The organism is Bacillus sp. ISL-34 (assembly GCF_018613325.1).
Classification (GTDB): domain Bacteria; phylum Bacillota; class Bacilli; order Bacillales; family DSM-1321; genus Peribacillus.
This window is the reverse complement of record NZ_JAGGQJ010000011.1, coordinates 156,120-176,714: the sequence shown is the minus strand read 5'-3', so window position 1 is coordinate 176,714 and position 20,595 is coordinate 156,120. Positions and strand designations below refer to the sequence as shown.

Below are 20,595 nucleotides of genomic sequence, written 5' to 3'. Positions count from 1 at the left end.
CTTTTTGATCTTTGAACCTACTTCTTTTTCCTTTGTTATTTCCGTTTGCTTTTACCTTTGTTACTGAGTGGTTTAACAACTCATAATAAAAGTGAATATCCATGTCATCCACATCTTTTAACGGCCACCCTCTTTTGTTTACAAGGTGATCATAAGTATCGAGTAAATCGTTATAAATTTGTTTTATTTCGCTTTCCCTAGGTTCTCTAGGGCTTCCGCTAAAAAACTATTTTCCGCCTGTTCCATATCTTGTTTCATTTTTGAATAAGGCTTCCATCCTAAGATATCTTTTCGAATAATGTCCCAAAGAACCTCATCAACTTTTCGTGCATCCAAACCATTCTCTAATTGATCAGCTGTAAATTGTTTTTCGAAAATATCTACAATAAGTTCATACTGCTCGGTCAAAGTTGCTTCCTGGTCTGATTCGCCCTCTTCTAAGGTCTTAAGCAGCTTTAATGACTTACGGTAATATTTTGCTGATACAAATGATTGCGTGAATGTTTTTTCTTGTCCTTCTATCATCAAAGTGATTTCCATATCATTCATCTCCTCCTAATAAACACAAATAAAGCACTACCGAAGTAGTGCTTAACCATTAAACGATTGGTGTATCTAATTTTGTATAATCAAAGACTTCTTCAAAGAATTCTTCTCGATAAGGAGCGAACTCTGCAACAGCAGTGTCACCAACAATTTTAAATACCTCATCAGCATCACGACGGATAAATGTACCTTCGATTTCTTGGTTTTGGAATTCTGGTGAATCAGTTTTTGTATTCCACTCATCAGAAGGAATAGAAAAACGGCCTTTTGTTAGCCAAACAACACGTTCATTTCCATCTGACTTATTGCCAGCAAACCCTAATGCAAGATAAGGACCAACAGCACTTTGTTTATATGCAATGACTCCTTTTTTAATTTCCTGACCAAGAATCTCAGCCAATACTTCCATTGGAATTTCATCCACAGTTAAACTCAATGTTGTTTCGCCAATTTGGGTCATAACATCAATTGGACCATTATCTGCGTATTGAGTTGCAGATTCTTGTGCCGTTTCAACTCCAGCTGTAATGGCTGGGGCAAATGGTTTTACAGCACCGTATGTTGCTTTTCCTTCTGAAGGGTCAGTTAATAATGGTGCATACACAAGATTACGTAAACCTACAATCGCCATGTATTTATTCCTCCTCCAAATTCACTTTTGATGTATACCGCAGTGCTTTTCTCATCGCACCAGTGTTTTCCTCATAAAAAGAAGACACCCCTATTCGTTTGAACTGGAGTGTCTTCATTATTTGATCTATTCTGTTTTGTAATATGTCTGGGTCACCTTTAGTCCATAGGTCAACTTGAATGGCAATGTCCGAAGCTACAGCTTTGTTATCCCGGTAATCTTCATCAGTGTTATCCAGTTCCGCGACACGAATATAAGGGTAATCATTGGAATTCTCTTTCGGTACAAACCAACGAAAAACCTTATTCCCGACCGAATCTAATAAACCAATTTCTAAAGCTGAAATGACTGGAACCTCCATATCAATCATAGCCCCAGCCCCTTTTTAAGCTCACTTTTTAGTTTTGCTTGTACATTTTCTTTTGATAAACGTACGGATCTAAGCATAAACGGATTAGGTGGCATGTAAATTGTACCGAATTCAAGGAAATGCGCCCGCCAAGCTGTTTCCTTACTCGGTCCAACTTGAACGTGAGGAATCCCTTTAATTCGTTTAACTTCACTTACCACAATGTCATCCCTAATATGAGTATGGTTAATGTCCGAAACAGATACTTCTTTATACATTGTATCTGCGAGAATCTGGCCACCTTGCTTTATAGCAGCATTTTGAATCCTTGACCCTTTACGGCCCAATTCTATAATCCTTTTACGAATCGCTTCCGTTCCATCAACTTCTAAAGAGGATTTGACCATTATTCAACCCTCCTACATTGCAATGAGGTCAGGTTTTTCTTGCGCGTTCCATATCGCACAGGACCAATTTTGTATTCTTCGCCTTTGTATTTCAAAAGCATCCCTGGTGTTATTCCATCTTTAGGACGGATATTAAAAAACACTTCATTTTCTAAATGAGATACAGCAGCTTCAAATAATGCACGTCCTGTTGGCTCATAACGCTCCGCCCAGCAACTGTGAAAGGGAACCCATACCATTTCATTCAGTTTGGTTTCTGGGTTCTTTATCGACTTGTTTTGACCAATTTCAACGCGGCAATCAAGCTTCGCTGGATTCATCGTCCTCACCTTTTAGGAGTTTTTCAATGTGTTCTTTAACAGTTACACGATCTTTTCCTTCAACTTCCTGTTTGAGTAAAGATTCAAGTTCTTCTTTTGAAGTCTCCGAGGAAATTGCTTTTATAATGTCAGATGCTTTTTTATCAAGGATTGTTTCTACGGTGGAATCAATTTCACTCCCAAGAAAACCTTTCTTTTGGAGAAACTCTGCTCGATCTTCGCTATCCGTTTCATAATGGCTACCAACGGGGTATTCTTCTTTTGTATTTTTATCTATGAATGCTGATTCCACTTCATATCTCATAGAAATCACCTCTTAGTATGTTTTAAGTTGCAGAATAATAGATTGAAAGGCATAATTGGCTTTTTCTATTTTTTGACCAGGATCACGATTTTCATATTGAAGGGTGACATAAAGCATGACAGCCAAATTATATAAGGCACTGCCCTGCACTGTCACCCCAGCATTGGATAAGTATTCTTTTGCGGCTTCCATTAGCAAACTAATAAGAACATCATCTTCATTACCATCAATCCGCAAATATTCTTTTACTTCACTCAATTCGGGCATGTTCAGCCCTCCTTATTAAACTTGCGGGACAACTTTAGCAATACGGAATGCAGATTTCAATTTGATTCTGTGGTCAATCCAAGCTGTAAGTACAAATAGTTCAATGCCTGTTTTTACATCTTTATCACGGTCTTTAAGCATTTCAATATCATAGTTAAAGTGTGAATAACGGAAATCACCGACAATCGGATCTGATGCAGAATCAGAAAAGATAACTGGCTTACCTAATACACGCTCTGGTGGTGCATCATAGAAAGTTGTGTTACCCGCAGCAAGTGATTCAATCATTTCGGAGTAATCAGCATATGCCATCATGACTTTGGCATTGTCACGGTAGTCCTCATGAAGATCCGCAATAGCTTTTCTGATAGCTTGTAATTTAGTTTCTCCATTTACAACTTTAATAGCGTTCTGAGTGGAGTAGAAAGACATGTGCTCTTCTCCTGTTTTAGGTGTAGCTGCAAAAGCAACTTTCTTTTCCTTAGCTGCAAGACCGCTTTCTAATGCTTGATCCACCGTTTCTACTAAGTTTGTATCGGAACCTTTAAGAATAGTCTCAGAGATTGGCACAAATACTTTGAATTTGAAACGTCCAAATACAACATTGTCCCCATCAGCTTTCATTTCTTTAGCAGTTTCTGTATCAGCAATAAAATCATCATCACTTAGAGTGAATGTGATTTTTGGAACTTCAAGATTAGTTTCATTGGTAAATGTAGAAACATCACGCAATGGATTTTTTACAAACGGTTCAAACAATAGCTCATCAGATACCGTTTTCGGAAGAAGCTTTTCACCGCCTGTGTTATTGCGATCACCCAAAATGGCTTTAGCTTCATCGGATAAAATGCGATTTTGCATTGTTGCCCGAACCATTTCAGCTTTTGCAGCTACCTTTTTAGCTTTAGGATCTTCAAATCCACCAACAAGTGGTTTTTTATTTTCAAATTGAAGTTGTTGCTTTGCCTCCAACTCATCATGTTGCGCTTTCAAAATATTAAACCGCTCCTGAGTCTCTTCCTTTTTCTTTTTAAGGTTTTGCACTTCTTCAATTGGCGTAGATGGATCTCCAGCTTTTGCAACAATATCACCTTCAACTTTTGCTAATTGGTCCCCGACTGTTTTTAAGCTCATTTTCAATTCATATAGATTCATTTGTTAATCCCCCTAAAATAAGTTTTGTAGTTTCAATATTGGATTTCGCTTCTTCAATTAGCCTTTGCCTCATCTCAGCCTGTTCTTTCTCTTTTTCTTGCTGTTTTTGCTTATTTTCAGGCGTTTTCTCGGCAATTTCGAGCAATTCTTCAGGTGTATGCTTGTACTTTGCGAAAAACTCCCTATTCACACTTGCTGCAATGTCATTGGAAGCCTCCACAACGTCACAAAAACCATAAGCTAAACAGTCCTGTGCTGATAGCCAAGTCTCTATATCTAACAAGTCAATGAGTGTTTCACGATCCATCTTGTCACCTGTTTTGGCCAAGTAAGCAGCGATAAGACTTTCTCGCATTTTATCGAGATCATCTGCAACTTTTCTCAGTTCTGATGCATTTCCATAGGCAAAAGTCCATGGGTTATGAATCATCATCATGGCATTTTCAGGCATAAAAATAGTGTCACCGCTCATTGCGATCACACTGGCAATTGATGCTGCTAAGCCATCAACATGAATATTCACTTTTGCTTTATGCCTTTTTAGAATGCTGTAAATCGCGTTACCTTGGAAAACAGAACCTCCTGGTGAATTAATATAAATATTTAATGTATCAATATCCCCGAGTGCTTCCAAGTCATCTTTAAAGCTTTGTGCGGTTGTATCCGAATCATCCCATTTATAAGAAACTATGTCTCCATATATGGATAATTCGCCTGCGTTTTCTTCTGCTAAGGCCTTAAATTCCCAAAACTTCTTCAATTTTCACCACCTCCTTTCGATGTTTGAACGGTTTTTGGATTTCTTTCAGAAACTGGCATATCAATCGGGTACAAATCTCCACTTAGATGGGCTTTATCTCCACCTTCAATAGGCGGGAGCTCCTCCCATTCACGTATTTCATTTGGAGTGTAAATAGCTGAACGTACACCCTTAAACCAGGCTTCCATTTGAGTGGCGGTATCGGCACGAAGAAGGGCTTTTAAATTGAATTTATAGTAATATCCTTGTTTCCGCTGCTCTTTTGTTAGCATCTTTCGGTTAAATTCTTGCTCATATTGCCTGACTATCGGGAGCAATGTCTCTTTAACAAATTGAAGAGACATCTGCTCCATACTTGCGTAACTGTTACCGTCGGTTTCCCCAAGCATATGCACAGGTAGGTTATAAACAGACGCTACTCGAGTACGAGTAATTTTTTCTACTTCAAAAACTTTCGTGTTGATAAATTCCTGTTCTAGTTGTGTAATCTTCACACCCGGTTCTTGGAAAAGAATACCGCCGTTTTCTTTATAAAAATCCCTGAAATTTTCGATAACCTCTTTTTTCTTCTCCTCATTTACATTAGCAGCATATTCTAAGATAAAAGAAGCTTTAGCCCCGTCCATTTGTTCCAGACTGAATTTCCTCACTTCACCATCAAATTCAATAGTATTTTGTAATACATCAATCGGGCTGATCCCTTTAAAACCAAAACCATGAATATGCTTAAAATGGAGAATATCAAGATTATGCACGAAATAACTACCCTTGTCGCCTTTGATTTCATACCAAAGTTCCATGCTTTTTTCTTCAAAAATTGGTGTAACTCTTGCTGGGTCCACAATATGAATAGATTCAACTTGAAAATTAAAACCGTATATTTTAATCGCGTAACTATTCCCTGCGGTATCCCTAAGAACTTCAAGGGTTCGAATGAAATCAAAGGAAGTCATGTTTAAATTAGGTGAGTTTGATAATAAATCTGATTCATCGGTTACTACCGGCAAAAATTCCTTGTAAAGCTTTATCGGCAGAGTCCCCATTGCATTAGAAAGTTTAGATACAGCTGAAAAAATCGTTTCGTTTGTAGCCAATGTTTTCCCTGATTTGCTGGACATTCCGCTTGATGTAACTATTTTTCTTGAACCATAGCCTGAACCCACATATGGATTGGCTACGGCTGCATAGTATGCCATGGTGTTATATACTTTCTTTACTTGCTGCCACAATCCCAAATTATCACCCCCTTAACAGCTCTTTTATGCTCAATACCTTGACGTTTCCGGAACCTTGAGGTTTAGCCAAGATTTCCATAGTTTTAACGTGAGCATTTAACATAGCCGCAAAGCCATCAATTTTTCGATAACGATTTTGTTTTTGCGGAAGCCAACTACCGTTTTCATTTTTCTTTAACTTCACGTTGTTGATATACCATCTCAGCAACCTGTTTTTATTAAAAATAACCTTCCCATCCATGAACATCGTTTCTAAATCACGTAGACCTGGTGTTAAGGTTAACGGCCCCTGCCTTACAACTTCTGTAATGAATCCATAACTTTCAAGATCCTTTACCAATCTGTATGCTTTAGCAGGATCATACGCAATCTTCTCAATCGTATAGATTTGGGACTTCGCAACAAACCAATCATAAATCTGTTCCAATTTGATATAATCCTCATCTACAATCGTCAATAATCCCTTTTCAGCAAAATCATGATAGGGAATTTTTTCGTTATCAGCCAGCACCTTTTTTCTTGGAATCCAAGAATGCGACAAAACAAAAACCTCTCCTGTTTCAAGAGGAAACTCAAGACATGCGCTTGTGAAATCCTCAGATTCGGAAAGGTCAAATGAACCTATGCAATTACGATTTTTCAGTGTGTCAATATCAATAACTTTGTCATTTCGTTTGATAACGGAATAATCAAGGAATGATTGCTCATCTGATTTAACAAAAAGATTTAAACGTTTAGTTATGAAGTCACTTCGTTCTGCAGGAATGTGTTTTCGACTTTCCCATTCTTCAATAAGCGTTTCAAGCTTAAGAGTTGTCCCGAGATTAGGATTAGCCTTAATCCAGTTATCCGGATTCTCAAGATCATCCTTTTCATCTAATTCGGCTAGAAAATAAAAACAACGTTCATCATCAATAACGCCATCCAAAACGTCAGCAGCCTTATCGTAATAATCCACAAGAGGTCCATCTAATTGGTACCCTGCTGTTGTTATATATAAAAGGAGAGGCTGTTTCCGAGCTCCTGTACTGTTCTTAATAACATTGATGAGCTTGTAATTTTTATATTCATGAATTTCATCAAAAACACCAAAACTACAGTTTTTACCGTCCATCTTTTTACTGTCAGTTGCCAAAGGGATAATCTTAGACATGGTCCTTCCAAAACGAATTTCTTTATTGGTTGGGTCAAAGTGACGATTTAGGATTGGTGAAGATTTAACCATTGCAACACACTCATCGAAAACCTCTTTTGCTTGTTCCTTTGAGTTGGCCAGCTGGTAAACCCGCGCTCCATTTTCTCCATCCTTTGATGAACTATAGAGCGATAAACCAGATACAAGTGTGGATTTACCATTTTTCCTTCCAACAAAAATAAGACCCTCCTTGAAGCGCCTTATACCTGAATCTTTATGAATCCACCCATACAACGACCCTACAATAAAGTGCTGCCAGGGCTGTAATTCTAATCGGTCGTAATCACCCTGAGATGGTTTACAGAATCGCTGAATGTACTCTACTGGACGATGGCCTTTTTCTTCATCGAAAATATATGGGAAAGACTTTGTTCCTTGTCTTTTTAAATCGTTCAAGTGACGCTGACAAGCTTGAAAAACCTTTTTTGAAGTAATGATGATATGGGAAGTAACCCCTTTGGCATAATCTGTTGTTAATAATTTAGAATCGCTCAAAGTCATCACCCTTGCTGCCTTCCGCTTCTCCTCCGTCAATTGGAATCACATCTGAAACTTTTCTATCTGAGGCAGGGGTGAGCTTTAACTCTGCCTGAAGTTTACGCTGCTGCTCTATAATTTTTAAAATTTTATCCACCGATTTATTATCTCTGTACATTTCCTGACTGCCATTTTTGAAGAGTTCAACGGTTCCTCGCTTTTTCACATCAGCAATCGAATCCTGTTTCATTTGTTCAAGCAGAACCATATTATCAACCAGGATTATAGTTCTTTTACTCAAGTTGTTATCGATCCGCAATTCATCAATTAATGTTTTAAATAGGTCTTTTGCTAATTGTCGTGTAATTCCTGACTTAGGTTTGTACATCTACACCCCCCCCTCATATATAAAAATTCCATTTTCGGTGCAAGCGAAGGACCATCGTCGTTCTTTTCGTGCTTTAATTAAAGGTTTCAGGGGTAGGGGGGCTATCTGAATACTTTCCCCTTAGCTCCGTCATCCTCGTTTCAATTTTCCTTTTAATATCATCGATTTCTCGGTTAAAATCATCGATATGATTCACAGTGCCCTTTTTATATATCTTTTTTAATTTATTTTGATGCTGCCTAATATAATCATCCGTAATGAATGCAAAGTAATTTGTTTGACAATGAGTACAAGTGAAGAAGGATTCTCTTACCCCTTTGACATGGATCTTCTCTTGCAGTGTGACCTCGAAGGTGAGCTTGCAGTTATCGCACTGGCTATTCATTACCACATCTCCTCATTAGCTTTACTTGTCACGACTCTGATCTTCTTGCTGACCTTTACTTCCTGCTTACTCCCTCTGTCCGGATGCTCACCGTTATGACATGGGTTGCAAAGACTCTCGAGGTTATCAATACCCAAAGCTTTGCTCAGGTCTGCTTTATATTCAATGATGTGATGAACCATGTCTGCAGGTGTAACCCGTTTCTTTCTTAAACATTCTTGGCATAGATGGTTGTCCCTTGCCAATACAACAGCACGACACTTCTTCCATGCTGCTGAGTTATAGAACTTCTTGGCTTCCTTATCACGCTTGTATTTATTGTAGTGAGCTTGCTTACCTATGCTGTTTCCCCACCTTTTCGGTCAAAGTAAAAAGAAAAGCACCCATGAATGGATGCATACTTACTTAATATTTTCTAATTCCGTATTTAATGTTAGATATAATTCATATGCTGACTGACGGATAATGGATAATTCAGGTCCATTCGCAACAACGTCACTCTTTATTATGCCTGATTCAGTAAGAGTCTCAGTCTGCCAACCAAACCCATTCAATCTTGATAACTTAGCAAATCTATTATTTAAGATTGGATCAATATGTGCGCCACCATCTTTGTGAGCAACGTCTAATATCACATTCTTACGAGAAATATCCATTCTTGCTTTTTTATTAATCATTACTTTTTGGTTCCACCAGTCATCAAATGATATTCTGTACTGAGGTTCCCCGTTCATAGGGTAGTATCGAAGTCCTTTTTCAGTGAACCCCATTGATAATCCTACAAAAGAAAGAGTGTCTGTGTGGTCTGTAGGCTCCAGATAACTAAAATATTGTAAAGATTTCTTAATTCCAAGAATCTGCAATAAAGAATGCGAATCGTTTGTATCATGAACTAAAATACGAATGGCCATGGAAAGCCTTTTTGCTTCTCCTTCAAAACCATTATCGTATGAGTTCATCGATAGTTGGATAAATTGTAATTGCTCACGTAGATGTTCTAATAACTCATCACGCGTTTGAGATAAACCCATTTTTAATCTCTCCCTTCTACCTAGGTTAATTCGACAAAAGGAGATAAATAACCTTTATATAAAAAGCACTCAATGAATGAGTGCCTTGATTTAAACCATTTAGTTAATATCAACGATATGGTCTCGTACTTACTTATCATCATTTCCTTCTTACAGCTCCACCAACTTTTTTGTAAGTATCACGATTCTTCCCCATGATATCTTCCCAATCTTCAAAACTTAATTCTTCTTTTCTCTTAGGCTTGGATTCAGGTTTATTCTGCTTGCTGCCTCTTCTAAGTTGATTGAATTTCTGAATATCCGATTTAGATAAATGGTCAGCAAACTTCATCGAGCTCACTCTTCTTTCTCCATAATAAAAAGCGCTCTGTTTTGAGCGCTTCGCTTTTACTGTTTGGTTATTTTCACATTGGTGTAATCGACATCAAAATAATTTGGATATCCACATTCTTGTTTAGAACAATGAACTTTTAGACTCTTTGGTGTTTTATCTTCATTAGCTGTCACTAATGTAGCGCATTCCTTATTGCTATAACGCGGTATTTTAAAGACACCCTTTTCCTTATAAAAGTAATACCACCTAAAGTCATGCTTACAATCTTGACAAGTAGTCTCCCCTTCGATTTCAATCAACATGCAAAACACCTCCTTATGTACTACAGATTCGACAAAAGAAGATAATTTCCTTCAAAATAAAAGCCCCCAATATGATGGGTGCTCATTTTCTTTTTGCTTCATATTTTTCTATTTCACTGATTATTTTTTTGTGTTCCAACTCTAATGCATCAAGACATGTTTTGTAGGACTCCTTAACTTCATTCTCTGTGAAAGTAGAGATGTGGTTGGGAAATAATGAATTATATATATAATCATAAAGTTTTCTCACAGTTGAATATGTGTGTAGGTTAACAGCTGTTGACTTCTTTAATAAACCATCCTCACTTAGACCTTGGTATGTGTAATTCATTCTTAGACGCAATGTCTCTTCTGGCCTAGTACCTCTATTTAATAATGCATTTTGTTTTCTTATAAATGAAATGATATCTTCAATATTCATTAATTGTTCGGGCATTTTTCCTTGAAATTCTTTATTTAGTTCGTTTTTAATAGTTAGTCTTACCCCTATTAAAGTCAGTGCCCCTGATATTACCCCACCTATTATTGCTCCCCAAATACTACTTAAAGAACCTATCCATGTTACTACATTACCAGCTACAGGGAAATAATGTTTAAACATGAGGCCGTTTATTAGAATAGGTAGACCACCCATACATATTAAAGTAATTAAGCCAAATCCCACTGTTGTTTTTTTACCCATTTGATTCATCTCCTTATATCAAAAATTCGACATAGGATGACAGAATCCTTTTAATAAAAGACGACACCTTTATAAGTACCGCTCCTTTTCTCTTTTCTCTATGTTATAAATTAAATGAATCCTTCAGAGGGTTTTCTTTATATATTTTCTTTAAAGATTTTCTTTAGGAATTTCACTCTAATGAAGGAAAAAATTTTAGAGTACTGCGATTCGAGTACTCTAGCGTACTGCAATCCGAGTACTCTGGCGTACTGCAATTCGAGTACGCTAACCGCCGTACTGCAATCCGAGTACGGAACATTCGTTTGTAAAATTATTGGCACAACAAAACAGCTAAAGGTGCTTAGACAGAAAGCTGTTCAGGCTTCCCCTTTGAACACTTGCCCTTCTGGCTGGGACATTAGCTGCTTTGTAGAAGCAATAAAAAATACATCCGATTAATCGGATGTAAATTCTTTCTACACTTAATATCTTGAAGGGATCATAGAAGTAGTTATATCCTCTTCAATCATATCTTTATATCTACCATGATTGAGCATGTATAATATACTACTTTTTGTCACATCTAAAGTTTGATATGGACTTATTTTAATTTTTTTTATAGGGATTAAATATTCTGGATTACTCTCTTTATTAAATACAATATATGGAATGAATGCTCCTCTAAAAACTCTGAATTCTTCTTGTGCTGTTAAATCACTATCTTTTTTAGAAATAATTACAATCCTTTCCTCTTTTTCAGACGAGTATGCTGAATTTTTAATTGAAAAGGACATATTAGCAAGTTCTAAAATAACTTCTTCTAACTTTTCTATTTTAGAAGGATTGACTAGATCTTCAACGGTAAAGTGTATAAACGGTAGAAGTAACTCGTTAATTTTCATAGAGAGTTTTTCATTAGTATTACCTTCATCAACATACTCTACTTTTGTATTAATAACTTGTATTTCTTCATCAAATCCTTTAAAGTATGACTCCATTAAACCCAAGACATCATCTAGCTGCATACCAATATTGTAACCATCATTTTCAGCATAATAGTTCCATAAAGGCAATGAATCATCACTTTCAGAAAATGATAAAATATAATAGTTATATTCATTTAAATACTTTTCAAGCTCTTTCGTAATAAAATCTTGAATTTCATTACTCATTTTGTAATTAGTCTTATTAAAGTGTCTTAATAGCCTCATAATAACTACTTGTTCTGTTGCATCATTTAAGTATTCACTTTTCGTTATCCAGAATGAATTAGTTTGAATTATATTTTTTAAGGCAAATGCCCCTGTATAGTGATATAAAAATTTACTCATAATATCATTCTGACAAGAAACGCTCTAACTCTATAGCTTGTTTCTTTTGATTTGTTCTACGAAAAGCAACATTACCTAATATAACTTTTAAATCAACTAATTCAACATTGTTTGTAGATACATCTTGATTGTCAGTTAGGTACATTAGCGTATCTTCATGTGACCTGTATAAAGTTAAATTATCACTATAATATTCCCTTTTAAAATTCGTTCCATCTAAATCAACATTTTTTATGTCGATCATAAGATACGATGCTAAATTATATTTCATTTGCCTAATTTCTGCATCAATTTCCGTCTCAAAGTTGAAGAAATCCATAAAAATACCCCCTTTATTGGTACAACAGTACAATATTACCACATAATAAGATAATTTTTACAAGGGTAAGGAAATTAAGTGATTAATCCAATCTTTTAGACTGACATCTAATTTCTTTTTCCAATAAAGGCCCCTCCTTTCGCCTTATAAATTCGACAAAAGAAATTATGTTCCTCATTTTTCCATAAAGAGACGACACCATTTGAATGCCGCCACTTTCCTTTATTCTCGATAATATAAATTTAACACTTATTTCGCCTAACAACACACATTGTACCCTCAAATTATCATTAGTTTTTTCTAATGTTTTCCCTAATTCCCTCGTACTTTATTTGCTTATATTTTTACAAGATTTTATAATTCAATTACATATATTGTGAGAGGAAGGTTACCCATGCCAATCTATGAGTATGAGAAGAATGGGAAAACTGCCTACTATTATGCCTTTGAAGTGAAGGATACAACAGGCAAACGTAAAACGATTAAGAAGCGTGGATTTACAGGGAAGAAAGAAGCAAGAGATGCAGAAGCTGCTGCAAGAACTGAATGGTTAAAAGGCAGCTATGTAGATCCTACTAAAATTACCTTCGGTGAATACATTCAAGAATGGTTGGAGAATAAACAAGATATATCCCCTGAGACAAGACATACAAACAACGGACACCTGTCCAATCATATTATCCCTGAGCTTGGACATATCCCTCTACAAAAGGTTAGCGTTATTCATATTGAGCGCCTTATCAAGGCCTTACAGGATAAAGAATTGACTGACGGTACTGTCCGTAAAATATATAATCTGATTCATACATGTTTTAAAACAGCAGTAAAAAAGGAATTAATCGTCAAGAATCCATTTGACCTTTTAGATAAAGGATCTAAGCCCCGGACCAGTAAGCCTAAAATTGATTACTGGACCACAGAAGAGGTTAAGCAGTTTTTAGGTAAGATAGATGGCCGGTATCGAATATTGTTTATCCTGGCGATCTATACAGGCATGCGCCGCGGTGAGCTTTTGGGCTTGCGTTGGAAGGATATTAACTTTGAAACTTCTCAGATAAGGATTAGTCAGTCGTTAAAGGCTAGGCAAGGTCTTATTAAAGGCGTTAAGACAGATTCAGGGTATAGGTCCATAACCGTCGCACCTACCGTTATCAATGAGCTGAAAAAGCATAGGACAATGATTCTTAAAGAGAAGTTAGTGTGTCAGGATTATGAAGATCATGATTTAGTGGTTTGCCAAATAGATGGCCGGCCGAGAAGCTTAGGAACTTTCGATCGGGATTGGAAAAGGGTATTGGAGAGAACAGAAATGAGAAAGATACGTTTTCATGATTTGCGCCATACATGTGCATCCTTGCTATTCAGTGCAAATGTTCACCCTAAGATTGTCCAAGAACAATTGGGACATTCTTCCATCAAAGTCACCTTAGATACCTATTCTCATATGATGCCAAACATGCAGGCTGATGCAGCTAAGGTACTTGAAAAAATGCTGAACAATTACTCTTAAATCCTTTTTAGTGTTCTGTTATTATTTCAGATTTCCTACCAAAATCCCTACCAATTATTAAAACAGAACAAACAAAAACCGCCTCAAACCCTTTTGTATAAAGGTTTAGGCGGTTTATTTATTTTATATGATATCTTACGACCCCGAAGGACTAAAATAATATGAATCTTTGAATATTTTATCACCATAAAGTGCAGATGTAAAATTTCTGACCTTAAATGGTTCAATTGTTACAGAAACTTCCTCTCTTTATGGAAAAACGACCTCCAAGTCCCCGATGTGCTCCGAAAAGATTAACAAGGATAAATATGAGGAATAGGGTTAGAGGATCACAATTCATATAAGGAGGAAGCCCATGCTTATTTCCATCATCAACTTGATTTTCTATCTGTTCGTCGTCACGATGAATTTTTTAGCTAATTTCCTGCCATTGTACGGCCAGACATCTGGAGAGATTTCCGATGAACTGGATGTCCTTTTCACTCCTGCCGGATATGTATTTTCCATATGGGGCTTGATCTATTTCCTGCTCGCCATCTGGGTATTCAGGCAGTTTTTAAGCAAACATCAAAACAGACATGCTTATAAGGCTTCCTTCCCTTGGTTCGCTTTAAGCTGTGTCCTGAATGGTGCTTGGCTTTTGGCTTGGCACTATGAACACTTTTTGTTATCCGTATTCATTATCATTGCTCTTTTGGCTACTTTAATGGTCATTTATACAAGCATAAAAAAATGGAGCATGCTCCTTTCGACCTATTTCCGTTTTCCGTTTATACAGGCTGGGTAAGTGTTGCAACGATCGCTGACATTTCTTATTACCTCACATATATCAAATGGGACGGTTTTGGGATTTCAAGTTTAATCTGGACGATGGTCCTGCTGATTGCAGCAACAATCCTGGCTTTTGTATTTGCGGGTAAAAACCGGGATTGGTGCTATCCTCTCGTATTCGTTTGGGCGGTCATAGGCATCGGGATACGGAATAGCTCCGCCTATCCGGTAATCACAGACATTTCTTATATCCTGGCTGCCATCACTTTTATCATATCCATCACCATCTTTATTAAAAATAGAAGGAATAGGGTAGCCTAAAATGCTTGCTGAAGATCTTGCCAGACATCCTGCCAAGCTTCTAGGCCAACTGAGAGACGGACCAGCTGGTCACTGATGCCCATTTGTTCCCGTGTATCTTCAGGAACGGCAGAGTGCGTCATGGTAGCGGGATGCTGGATCAATGTTTCGGCATCCCCAAGGCTTACGGCAATTTTGATTAGTTTCAATTTATTGAGGAATTCCTGTGCATCCTGTTTTGAGCCATGCAATTCGAAAGAGATGAGGCCGCCGCCATGTTTCATCTGTTTTTGCATGATATAATGATCTGGTGAAGCTTCATCACCTGGATAATATACCTTTTTAACCTTTGGATGTTTCTTGAGTTCATGAAAGATTTCCATTGCATTGGCCGAATGACGGTCCATCCTGACTGGCAAGGTCTTTAACCCCCGCAATAGTAACCAGGCATCGAATGGTGAAATGATTCCACCGATATCCTTCTGTGTAGTGCCAGCTACCTGATTCATGAATTCCTTCTTACCGACGACAAGTCCTGCAACGACATCACCATGCCCGCAAAGATATTTCGTAGCGCTATGAAGGACGATATCACAGCCATACTCAAGCGGTCTCTGTAGGTATGGCGTCGAAAACGTATTATCGACTACGACCGTCACATTATATTCCTTCGCAACACTCACCACCATTTGTAAGTCAATCATTTTCATCGTCGGATTGATCGGGGTTTCTACATAGATGCAGGTCGTTTCCGGCCGGATCATTTTCCTTACCTGTTCTTCTGTATCCATTTCACAAAAATCATGAGTGATGCGGTATTTATTTTTCATTAGCTGTAGGAGGCCAAAGGTACAACCATATAACCCCTGTGAGCACAGGATGTGGTCATCTGTTTTTGTTAACGCAAAAAGTACAGCTGAAACGGCAGCCATGCCTGAACCGAAAGCAAGGCCAGCTTCCCCGCCTTCCAAAGCGGCGATCTTTTCTTCAAGCACCTGTACCGTTGGATTTCCAAGTCGCGAATAAATATATCCATCCTCCGTACCGGCAAAACGCCTCTCCCCTTGCTCGGCATTTTCGAAAGTGAATGTTGAGGTTTGGAATAATGGTGCTGCCAAGCTTCCTAAATGCTTCTTCGAGTCATATCCTTCATGGATTACTGCCGTTTCAAACTGCTTATACTTTCCTGTCATACCGTCTCCTCCTAACCTATGTCTATTGCTATCATATGTCAAAAACCCATATAAAGGAAGCGTTTTCATCCATGATTATCACCCATTAATGAACCCCTGGATTTAGTCAATATAATATGATTTCTGGATGAACAAGCTCAGTTGGATTCTGTAAAATGAGCAACTCTTTTAAATTTAAATTCTAAGAGGCATTTGTAAAAAAAAAGGGACAGCCGCCATGGCCGTCCCTTTTTCCCATTCATTCATCGACTACGATGTTTCCACCATAGAAGGTTACTCTCTTTAATGGTAACTCCAGTTCACGAGCCATTTTTTTCAACTCTCGCTCTTCTCTTTCCGTTACGATTGAAATGACAGTGCCATCTGCACCTGCACGCCCAGTTCTCCCGGATCTATGGATATATTGTTCGATGTTATCAGCCATATCAATATGAACGACCGCAGTAAGACCTTTAATATCAAGCCCCCTTGCCGCTACATCCGTTGCTATCAGCATCGGGGATTTCCCGGAACGAAGCTTGCGCAGCGCTTTCTCCCTGTCGACTTTATTGGATTCACCGTGAAGCACGCCCATTTCAATGCCTTTATAGCTCAGCTTTTCATGTAAGACGCTCAGCTCTGCTATATCATTCAGGAAGGCAAGGGCCTTCACATCTTTAAGTCTTGTGATTTTCTCAAGAATCTTGGACTTTTCCCGTCTCTCAACAACAAAATAAAGATGGTCCACCTTTGATTCCATTTTTTCATGCTTATCAACCTTGATCATTTCGGGTTCGTTCATGAATCCCCGGGCCGCTTTTTCCGTTTCCTCCGGCAGGGTCGCTGAAAACACCATGATTTGCCGGTCCTTTAGCGTTGTTTTGATAATATTATTGATCGTTCCCATATGCTCCGGAGTGATCAATTGGTCACCTTCATCAAGTACAATCGTCTTAACTTCATGCATCTTCAATTTCTTTTGGGCAATCAATTCGTAAATCCGTCCAGGTGTTCCAGCAATCACCTGTGGACGCTTCTTCAGTTTGTCCAACTGCCTTTTCACATTAGCACCGCCGATGAATGCTGCACCCGTGATGCCGCTTCCCTCTGACCAAATGCGAATTTCTTCATTGATTTGCATGACCAGTTCTCGTGATGATGCCAAAATCAAAGCTTGGGGCGATTTTTTTTCAGGATCTATCTTTTCCAGCAATGGAAGTAAATATGCTAATGTTTTTCCTGTACCTGTCGGTGATTCGGCCATGATATCTTTTCCCTCGACAATCACGGGAATCGCTTTCGTTTGAATCGGGGTAAGTTGTCCGAATCCGGACTTTTTCCAGACCTCTTGTATATATGGTTTTCTATCGTTTATTAATGCAGGTAATTCGCTCATATCGTTCTCCTTTAATATAAAACTTTTCCTATCTTTCATAGTACCATTTATTCTTGTCCAGTAGCCAACGGAATACGTATTGTAACCGTCGTTCCTTCATTTATCTCACTTTCAAAATGCATTTCCCCCTGAAGGCGATGAACGATCTTCCGGCAAATTGCAAGCCCGATCCCTGTGCCCTTTTCCTTCGTCGAATAAAAAGGCTCACCAATCCGTTCAAGGCGCTCGGGCCCCATTCCCATGCCATTATCACTCACGCTGACAACAGCTTGTCCATCGATGATTTGCAGCGATATATCAATTTTCCCATTATCCTTAATCGCTTCAATGCTGTTCTTGACGATATTGATAATCAACTGTTTAAGTTCAATTGAATCAGCCATAATATAAATCGGTTCGGCGGTTTTAACCCTGAACCCCATTTCGATATTATTCAAATTCGTTTCTGCTTTCATCAACGTGAATACCTGTTGTAAACTGTCGGCAAGATCGATCCTGCGGAATGCGACATCCTGTTTCTTCCCAAGAACCAAAAGTTCACTTGAGATAATATTGATTCGGTCAATTTCCTTCAACATGATATCAGAATGCAGCGGGTTTACCTCCTGGGTCATATCCATTAATTGTACGAATCCTTTTAACGATGTCAGCGGATTCCTTATCTCATGTGCGACGGCCGCAGCCAGATGTCCGATTACAGATAGCTTTTCAGACATGATCATCAATTCCTCTTCGCGCCGCAATTCAGTAATATCCCTAACGATAGCATATACTCCAAGCATTTCCGCATGAACGATGATCGGTAAAAAGGTTACACGGATTATCCGTTTTTCATCACTGCCATTCTGGATGGTCGTTTCGAATTTAACAGCCTCGCCTTGAAGGGACTGTATAAAGAATTCAGATACTTTATCACTTTCATTCCAGTTGAGAAGATGATTCGCATTCTTGCCTTTCAAATTGTCACTGTGATGACCTAAAAGTTTTTCAGCTTCCGGGTTTATCGAAACAACATTTCCTTCGAGATTCAGTTCAAGGACACAATCCGGGTTATGCTTGAACAGCGACCGATACTGTTCATCCTTCAGAATGAATTCCTGTTGGGACCTCAACATTTTCCCCGTCCAATACCTGATTATGATGTATAGGAAAAGCCCGGTTATGAAAATGAACATCCACCCTTTGGAATGTTGAAACATTGCATATATCTGAACATCTGCCCTTGCCTGTGTCATGGAGATGTAATCAGTAACGATAATCCATAAGACCCCAATGATTATATATATAAAAGCCACTTTACATGCAATTTTATGAGATTGGTTCATATTTTTTCCTTTGTATTGTTTTTGGTTTATTATTCCCAAATCACTCAAAAAAAGCCCTCATGTTTTCAACATAAGGACTCTATGGATATTGTACCATATATATTGCATTCATTGTTTTATATCGCTAAAAAATCCCAGCATTTTTACTGAAATGCTTCAATGATCAAGAAAGGTTTTTGATGGCTTGTTTGAATTCTTCTTCTATATCTTTTGTAGGCTTGGCCGATAATAAGCTGAAAACGACCACCGCTATCGAACCAGCGATGAAACCAGGAATGATTTCGTATACTTCAGCGAACTTATCGATCATATCCCAGACGATCACTGTTGCCGTACCGACAATCATTCCCGCCAGGGCTCCCCATTTCGTCATCCGTTTCCAGTACAGGCTTAACAGAATGACCGGACCGAAAGCCGCTCCAAAACCAGCCCATGCATAACCCACCAATTTAAGGATCGTACCGCTTGGATTAAACGCCAATAATAAAGCAATGGCAGATATCGCCAATACACCAAACCGGCCTACCAGCACCAATTCCTTATCAGATGCATTCGGCCGAATGAACTGCTTATAGAAGTCATCGGTCAGGGCACTTGCCGATACTAACAGCTGTGATGCAATCGTACTCATGACCGCTGCTAAAATCGCAGCCAACAAGAAGCCTGTAATTAGAGAAGGAAACAGTTCTTTAGCTAAAATGATGAAGACGGACTCAGCATTTTTTTCCCCTAAAGGACTGCCTGTCAGGTTAAAATAAGCAATCCCCACCAACCCGGTGAACATCGCACCGACGATAGCGAAAATCATCCAGCCCATACCGATTCGCCGTGCGCTTTTCAATTCTTTAACAGATGAAATCGCCATGAATCGAACGATAATATGAGGCTGCCCGAAATAACCAAGCCCCCAAGCCAGAAGGGATATGATGCCAATGGTTGAAGTTCCTTCAAAAACATGCAATAAATTCGGGTTAATCGATTTTATTTCATTAAAGGTAGGATCCCAGCCGCCAATATTTACAATCGTGACAACCGGTACTAGAATTAAGGCAATGAACATGATCGTGCCTTGTACGAAGTCGGTCCAGCTAACAGCCAGGAATCCGCCAAACAATGTATAAAGAATAACAACGCTCGCCGTCAGCCAGATGCCCCACCGGTAATCCAAATTGAAAGCCGAGCGGAAAAGCTCACCGCCTGCTACCATTCCTGAAGATGTGTAAAAGGTGAAGAAAATTAATATGACCGAGGCTGATACCACTTTTAAGACCCGGGAGCCATCTTTAAACCGATTTCCCAAAAAGTCGGGAATCGTAATCGAATTGCCGGCCACTTCCGTATATGTCCGCAGTCTTGGTGCCACGAATAACCAGTTTAAATAAGACCCTGCACACAGGCCGACGACAATCCAGCCAGCACTTAAACCGCTTATGTACATTGCACCCGGAAGACCCATCAACAGCCAGCCGCTCATATCTGAAGCACCTGCACTCAATGCAGTTACAGCCGGTCCCAAGTTCCGTCCGCCAAGCATGTAATCGGTTAAGTTGGCCGTTTTCCGATAGGCCAAATAACCAATTAACAGCATGCCTGCCATGTATATTCCTATTGATATTATAATTCCATAATCCAAGAATGAATCCTCCTAGGTTAAATTTTCATCTTGTAAGCTTATCAGAAAAAAAAACATATGTTAAGAAGTTCTTGCACCTTTCAACGAT

At 38.5% G+C, this 20,595-nt stretch carries 27 protein-coding genes; 3 read left to right on the top strand and 24 right to left on the bottom strand.

Translation table 11 applies throughout. From position 1 onward, the window contains the following. Positions 1 to 183: 183 nt before the first annotated feature. The 20 genes from gpG to J7E52_RS10690 form a co-directional block, all read right to left on the bottom strand. The gene (gpG, locus tag J7E52_RS10785; RefSeq protein ID WP_214745847.1) at positions 184 to 549 is read right to left on the bottom strand and encodes a phage tail assembly chaperone G; all 366 of its coding nucleotides are present in this window, start codon (positions 547 to 549) and stop codon (positions 184 to 186) included. Positions 550 to 598: 49 nt separating this feature from the next. Further along, positions 599 to 1,177 (bottom strand): major tail protein, encoded by a 579-nt coding sequence (locus J7E52_RS10780; RefSeq protein ID WP_034305771.1) that lies wholly within the window; start codon positions 1,175 to 1,177, stop codon positions 599 to 601. Positions 1,178 to 1,181: 4 nt separating this feature from the next. After that, positions 1,182 to 1,547, bottom strand: coding sequence for a hypothetical protein (locus J7E52_RS10775; RefSeq protein ID WP_214745844.1), 366 nt, complete (start codon positions 1,545 to 1,547; stop codon positions 1,182 to 1,184). Further along, entirely contained in the window at positions 1,544 to 1,933 is a 390-nt protein-coding gene (locus J7E52_RS10770) for an HK97-gp10 family putative phage morphogenesis protein (protein ID WP_214745841.1), read from the bottom strand. The genes J7E52_RS10775 and J7E52_RS10770 overlap by 4 nt, the downstream gene beginning before the upstream one ends. Further along, a complete protein-coding gene (locus J7E52_RS10765) occupies positions 1,933 to 2,253 on the bottom strand; it encodes a phage head closure protein (protein ID WP_214745838.1) in 321 nt (106 codons plus the stop codon). The genes J7E52_RS10770 and J7E52_RS10765 overlap by 1 nt, the downstream gene beginning before the upstream one ends. After that, positions 2,234 to 2,557, bottom strand: coding sequence for a hypothetical protein (locus J7E52_RS10760; protein ID WP_214745835.1), 324 nt, complete (start codon positions 2,555 to 2,557; stop codon positions 2,234 to 2,236). The genes J7E52_RS10765 and J7E52_RS10760 overlap by 20 nt, the downstream gene beginning before the upstream one ends. Before the next feature lie 12 nt (positions 2,558 to 2,569). Then, positions 2,570 to 2,824, bottom strand: a complete 255-nt coding sequence (locus tag J7E52_RS10755; RefSeq protein WP_214745832.1) for a head-tail connector protein — start codon at positions 2,822 to 2,824, stop codon at positions 2,570 to 2,572. A gap of 15 nt (positions 2,825 to 2,839) precedes the next feature. Further along, positions 2,840 to 3,979, bottom strand: coding sequence for a phage major capsid protein (locus J7E52_RS10750; protein WP_214745829.1), 1,140 nt, complete (start codon positions 3,977 to 3,979; stop codon positions 2,840 to 2,842). Then, complete coding sequence (locus J7E52_RS10745) at positions 3,966 to 4,739, bottom strand: head maturation protease, ClpP-related (protein ID WP_214745827.1); 774 nt, start codon at positions 4,737 to 4,739, stop codon at positions 3,966 to 3,968. The genes J7E52_RS10750 and J7E52_RS10745 overlap by 14 nt, the downstream gene beginning before the upstream one ends. Next, on the bottom strand, positions 4,736 to 5,974 hold the full coding sequence (locus J7E52_RS10740; protein WP_214745824.1) for a phage portal protein: 1,239 nt from the start codon (positions 5,972 to 5,974) through the stop codon (positions 4,736 to 4,738). Before J7E52_RS10740 ends, J7E52_RS10745 begins: the two co-directional genes overlap by 4 nt. Positions 5,975 to 5,978: 4 nt before the next feature. Further along, a complete protein-coding gene (locus J7E52_RS10735) occupies positions 5,979 to 7,670 on the bottom strand; it encodes a terminase large subunit (protein ID WP_214746342.1) in 1,692 nt (563 codons plus the stop codon). Next, positions 7,651 to 8,034, bottom strand: a complete 384-nt coding sequence (locus tag J7E52_RS10730) for a P27 family phage terminase small subunit (protein ID WP_052137204.1) — start codon at positions 8,032 to 8,034, stop codon at positions 7,651 to 7,653. Before J7E52_RS10730 ends, J7E52_RS10735 begins: the two co-directional genes overlap by 20 nt. 73 nt (positions 8,035 to 8,107) lie before the next feature. Continuing rightward, positions 8,108 to 8,419: a hypothetical protein gene (locus J7E52_RS10725; RefSeq protein WP_214745821.1), complete on the bottom strand. Its 312-nt coding sequence runs from the start codon at positions 8,417 to 8,419 to the stop codon at positions 8,108 to 8,110. Further along, the gene (locus tag J7E52_RS10720) at positions 8,419 to 8,664 is read right to left on the bottom strand and encodes an HNH endonuclease signature motif containing protein (RefSeq protein WP_309476881.1); all 246 of its coding nucleotides are present in this window, start codon (positions 8,662 to 8,664) and stop codon (positions 8,419 to 8,421) included. Before J7E52_RS10720 ends, J7E52_RS10725 begins: the two co-directional genes overlap by 1 nt. 156 nt (positions 8,665 to 8,820) lie before the next feature. Continuing rightward, entirely contained in the window at positions 8,821 to 9,450 is a 630-nt protein-coding gene (locus tag J7E52_RS10715) for a hypothetical protein (RefSeq protein ID WP_214745818.1), read from the bottom strand. Between the two features lie 139 nt (positions 9,451 to 9,589). Then, positions 9,590 to 9,781: a hypothetical protein gene (locus tag J7E52_RS10710; protein ID WP_286197681.1), complete on the bottom strand. Its 192-nt coding sequence runs from the start codon at positions 9,779 to 9,781 to the stop codon at positions 9,590 to 9,592. Positions 9,782 to 9,837: 56 nt separating this feature from the next. Beyond that, positions 9,838 to 10,086, bottom strand: a complete 249-nt coding sequence (locus J7E52_RS10705) for a hypothetical protein (protein ID WP_214745815.1) — start codon at positions 10,084 to 10,086, stop codon at positions 9,838 to 9,840. A gap of 82 nt (positions 10,087 to 10,168) precedes the next feature. Next, positions 10,169 to 10,768, bottom strand: a complete 600-nt coding sequence (locus tag J7E52_RS10700; protein WP_214745812.1) for a hypothetical protein — start codon at positions 10,766 to 10,768, stop codon at positions 10,169 to 10,171. Positions 10,769 to 11,232: 464 nt separating this feature from the next. Further along, positions 11,233 to 12,081 carry a DUF2971 domain-containing protein gene (locus J7E52_RS10695; protein ID WP_214745809.1) on the bottom strand — a complete coding sequence of 283 codons (849 nt, stop codon included), beginning with the start codon at positions 12,079 to 12,081 and terminating at the stop codon, positions 11,233 to 11,235. 4 nt (positions 12,082 to 12,085) lie between these two features. Next, positions 12,086 to 12,400: a hypothetical protein gene (locus J7E52_RS10690; RefSeq protein ID WP_214745806.1), complete on the bottom strand. Its 315-nt coding sequence runs from the start codon at positions 12,398 to 12,400 to the stop codon at positions 12,086 to 12,088. 394 nt (positions 12,401 to 12,794) lie between these two features. Between J7E52_RS10690 and J7E52_RS10685 the strand changes: the two genes are divergently transcribed. The 3 genes from J7E52_RS10685 (at position 12,795) to J7E52_RS26900 (ending at position 15,002) form a co-directional block, all read left to right on the top strand. Then, on the top strand, positions 12,795 to 13,910 hold the full coding sequence (locus tag J7E52_RS10685; protein ID WP_214745803.1) for a tyrosine-type recombinase/integrase: 1,116 nt from the start codon (positions 12,795 to 12,797) through the stop codon (positions 13,908 to 13,910). Positions 13,911 to 14,265: 355 nt separating this feature from the next. Next, the gene (locus J7E52_RS26905; protein WP_286197651.1) at positions 14,266 to 14,697 is read left to right on the top strand and encodes a TspO/MBR family protein; all 432 of its coding nucleotides are present in this window, start codon (positions 14,266 to 14,268) and stop codon (positions 14,695 to 14,697) included. Then, entirely contained in the window at positions 14,643 to 15,002 is a 360-nt protein-coding gene (locus J7E52_RS26900) for a hypothetical protein (RefSeq protein ID WP_286197650.1), read from the top strand. The genes J7E52_RS26905 and J7E52_RS26900 overlap by 55 nt, the downstream gene beginning before the upstream one ends. Here J7E52_RS26900 and megL read toward each other — a convergent pair. The 4 genes from megL to putP form a co-directional block, all read right to left on the bottom strand. Then, positions 14,999 to 16,174 (bottom strand): methionine gamma-lyase, encoded by a 1,176-nt coding sequence (gene megL, locus J7E52_RS10675; protein ID WP_214745800.1) that lies wholly within the window; start codon positions 16,172 to 16,174, stop codon positions 14,999 to 15,001. The two genes, J7E52_RS26900 and megL, sit on opposite strands and share 4 nt — an antisense overlap. A gap of 238 nt (positions 16,175 to 16,412) precedes the next feature. Continuing rightward, positions 16,413 to 17,549: a DEAD/DEAH box helicase gene (locus tag J7E52_RS10670; RefSeq protein WP_214745797.1), complete on the bottom strand. Its 1,137-nt coding sequence runs from the start codon at positions 17,547 to 17,549 to the stop codon at positions 16,413 to 16,415. A 47-nt stretch (positions 17,550 to 17,596) separates the two neighbouring features. Next, a complete protein-coding gene (locus J7E52_RS10665) occupies positions 17,597 to 18,922 on the bottom strand; it encodes an ATP-binding protein (protein ID WP_214745795.1) in 1,326 nt (441 codons plus the stop codon). Positions 18,923 to 19,037: 115 nt separating this feature from the next. Next, complete coding sequence (putP, locus tag J7E52_RS10660) at positions 19,038 to 20,507, bottom strand: sodium/proline symporter PutP (RefSeq protein WP_214745792.1); 1,470 nt, start codon at positions 20,505 to 20,507, stop codon at positions 19,038 to 19,040. Positions 20,508 to 20,595: the final 88 nt, after the last annotated feature.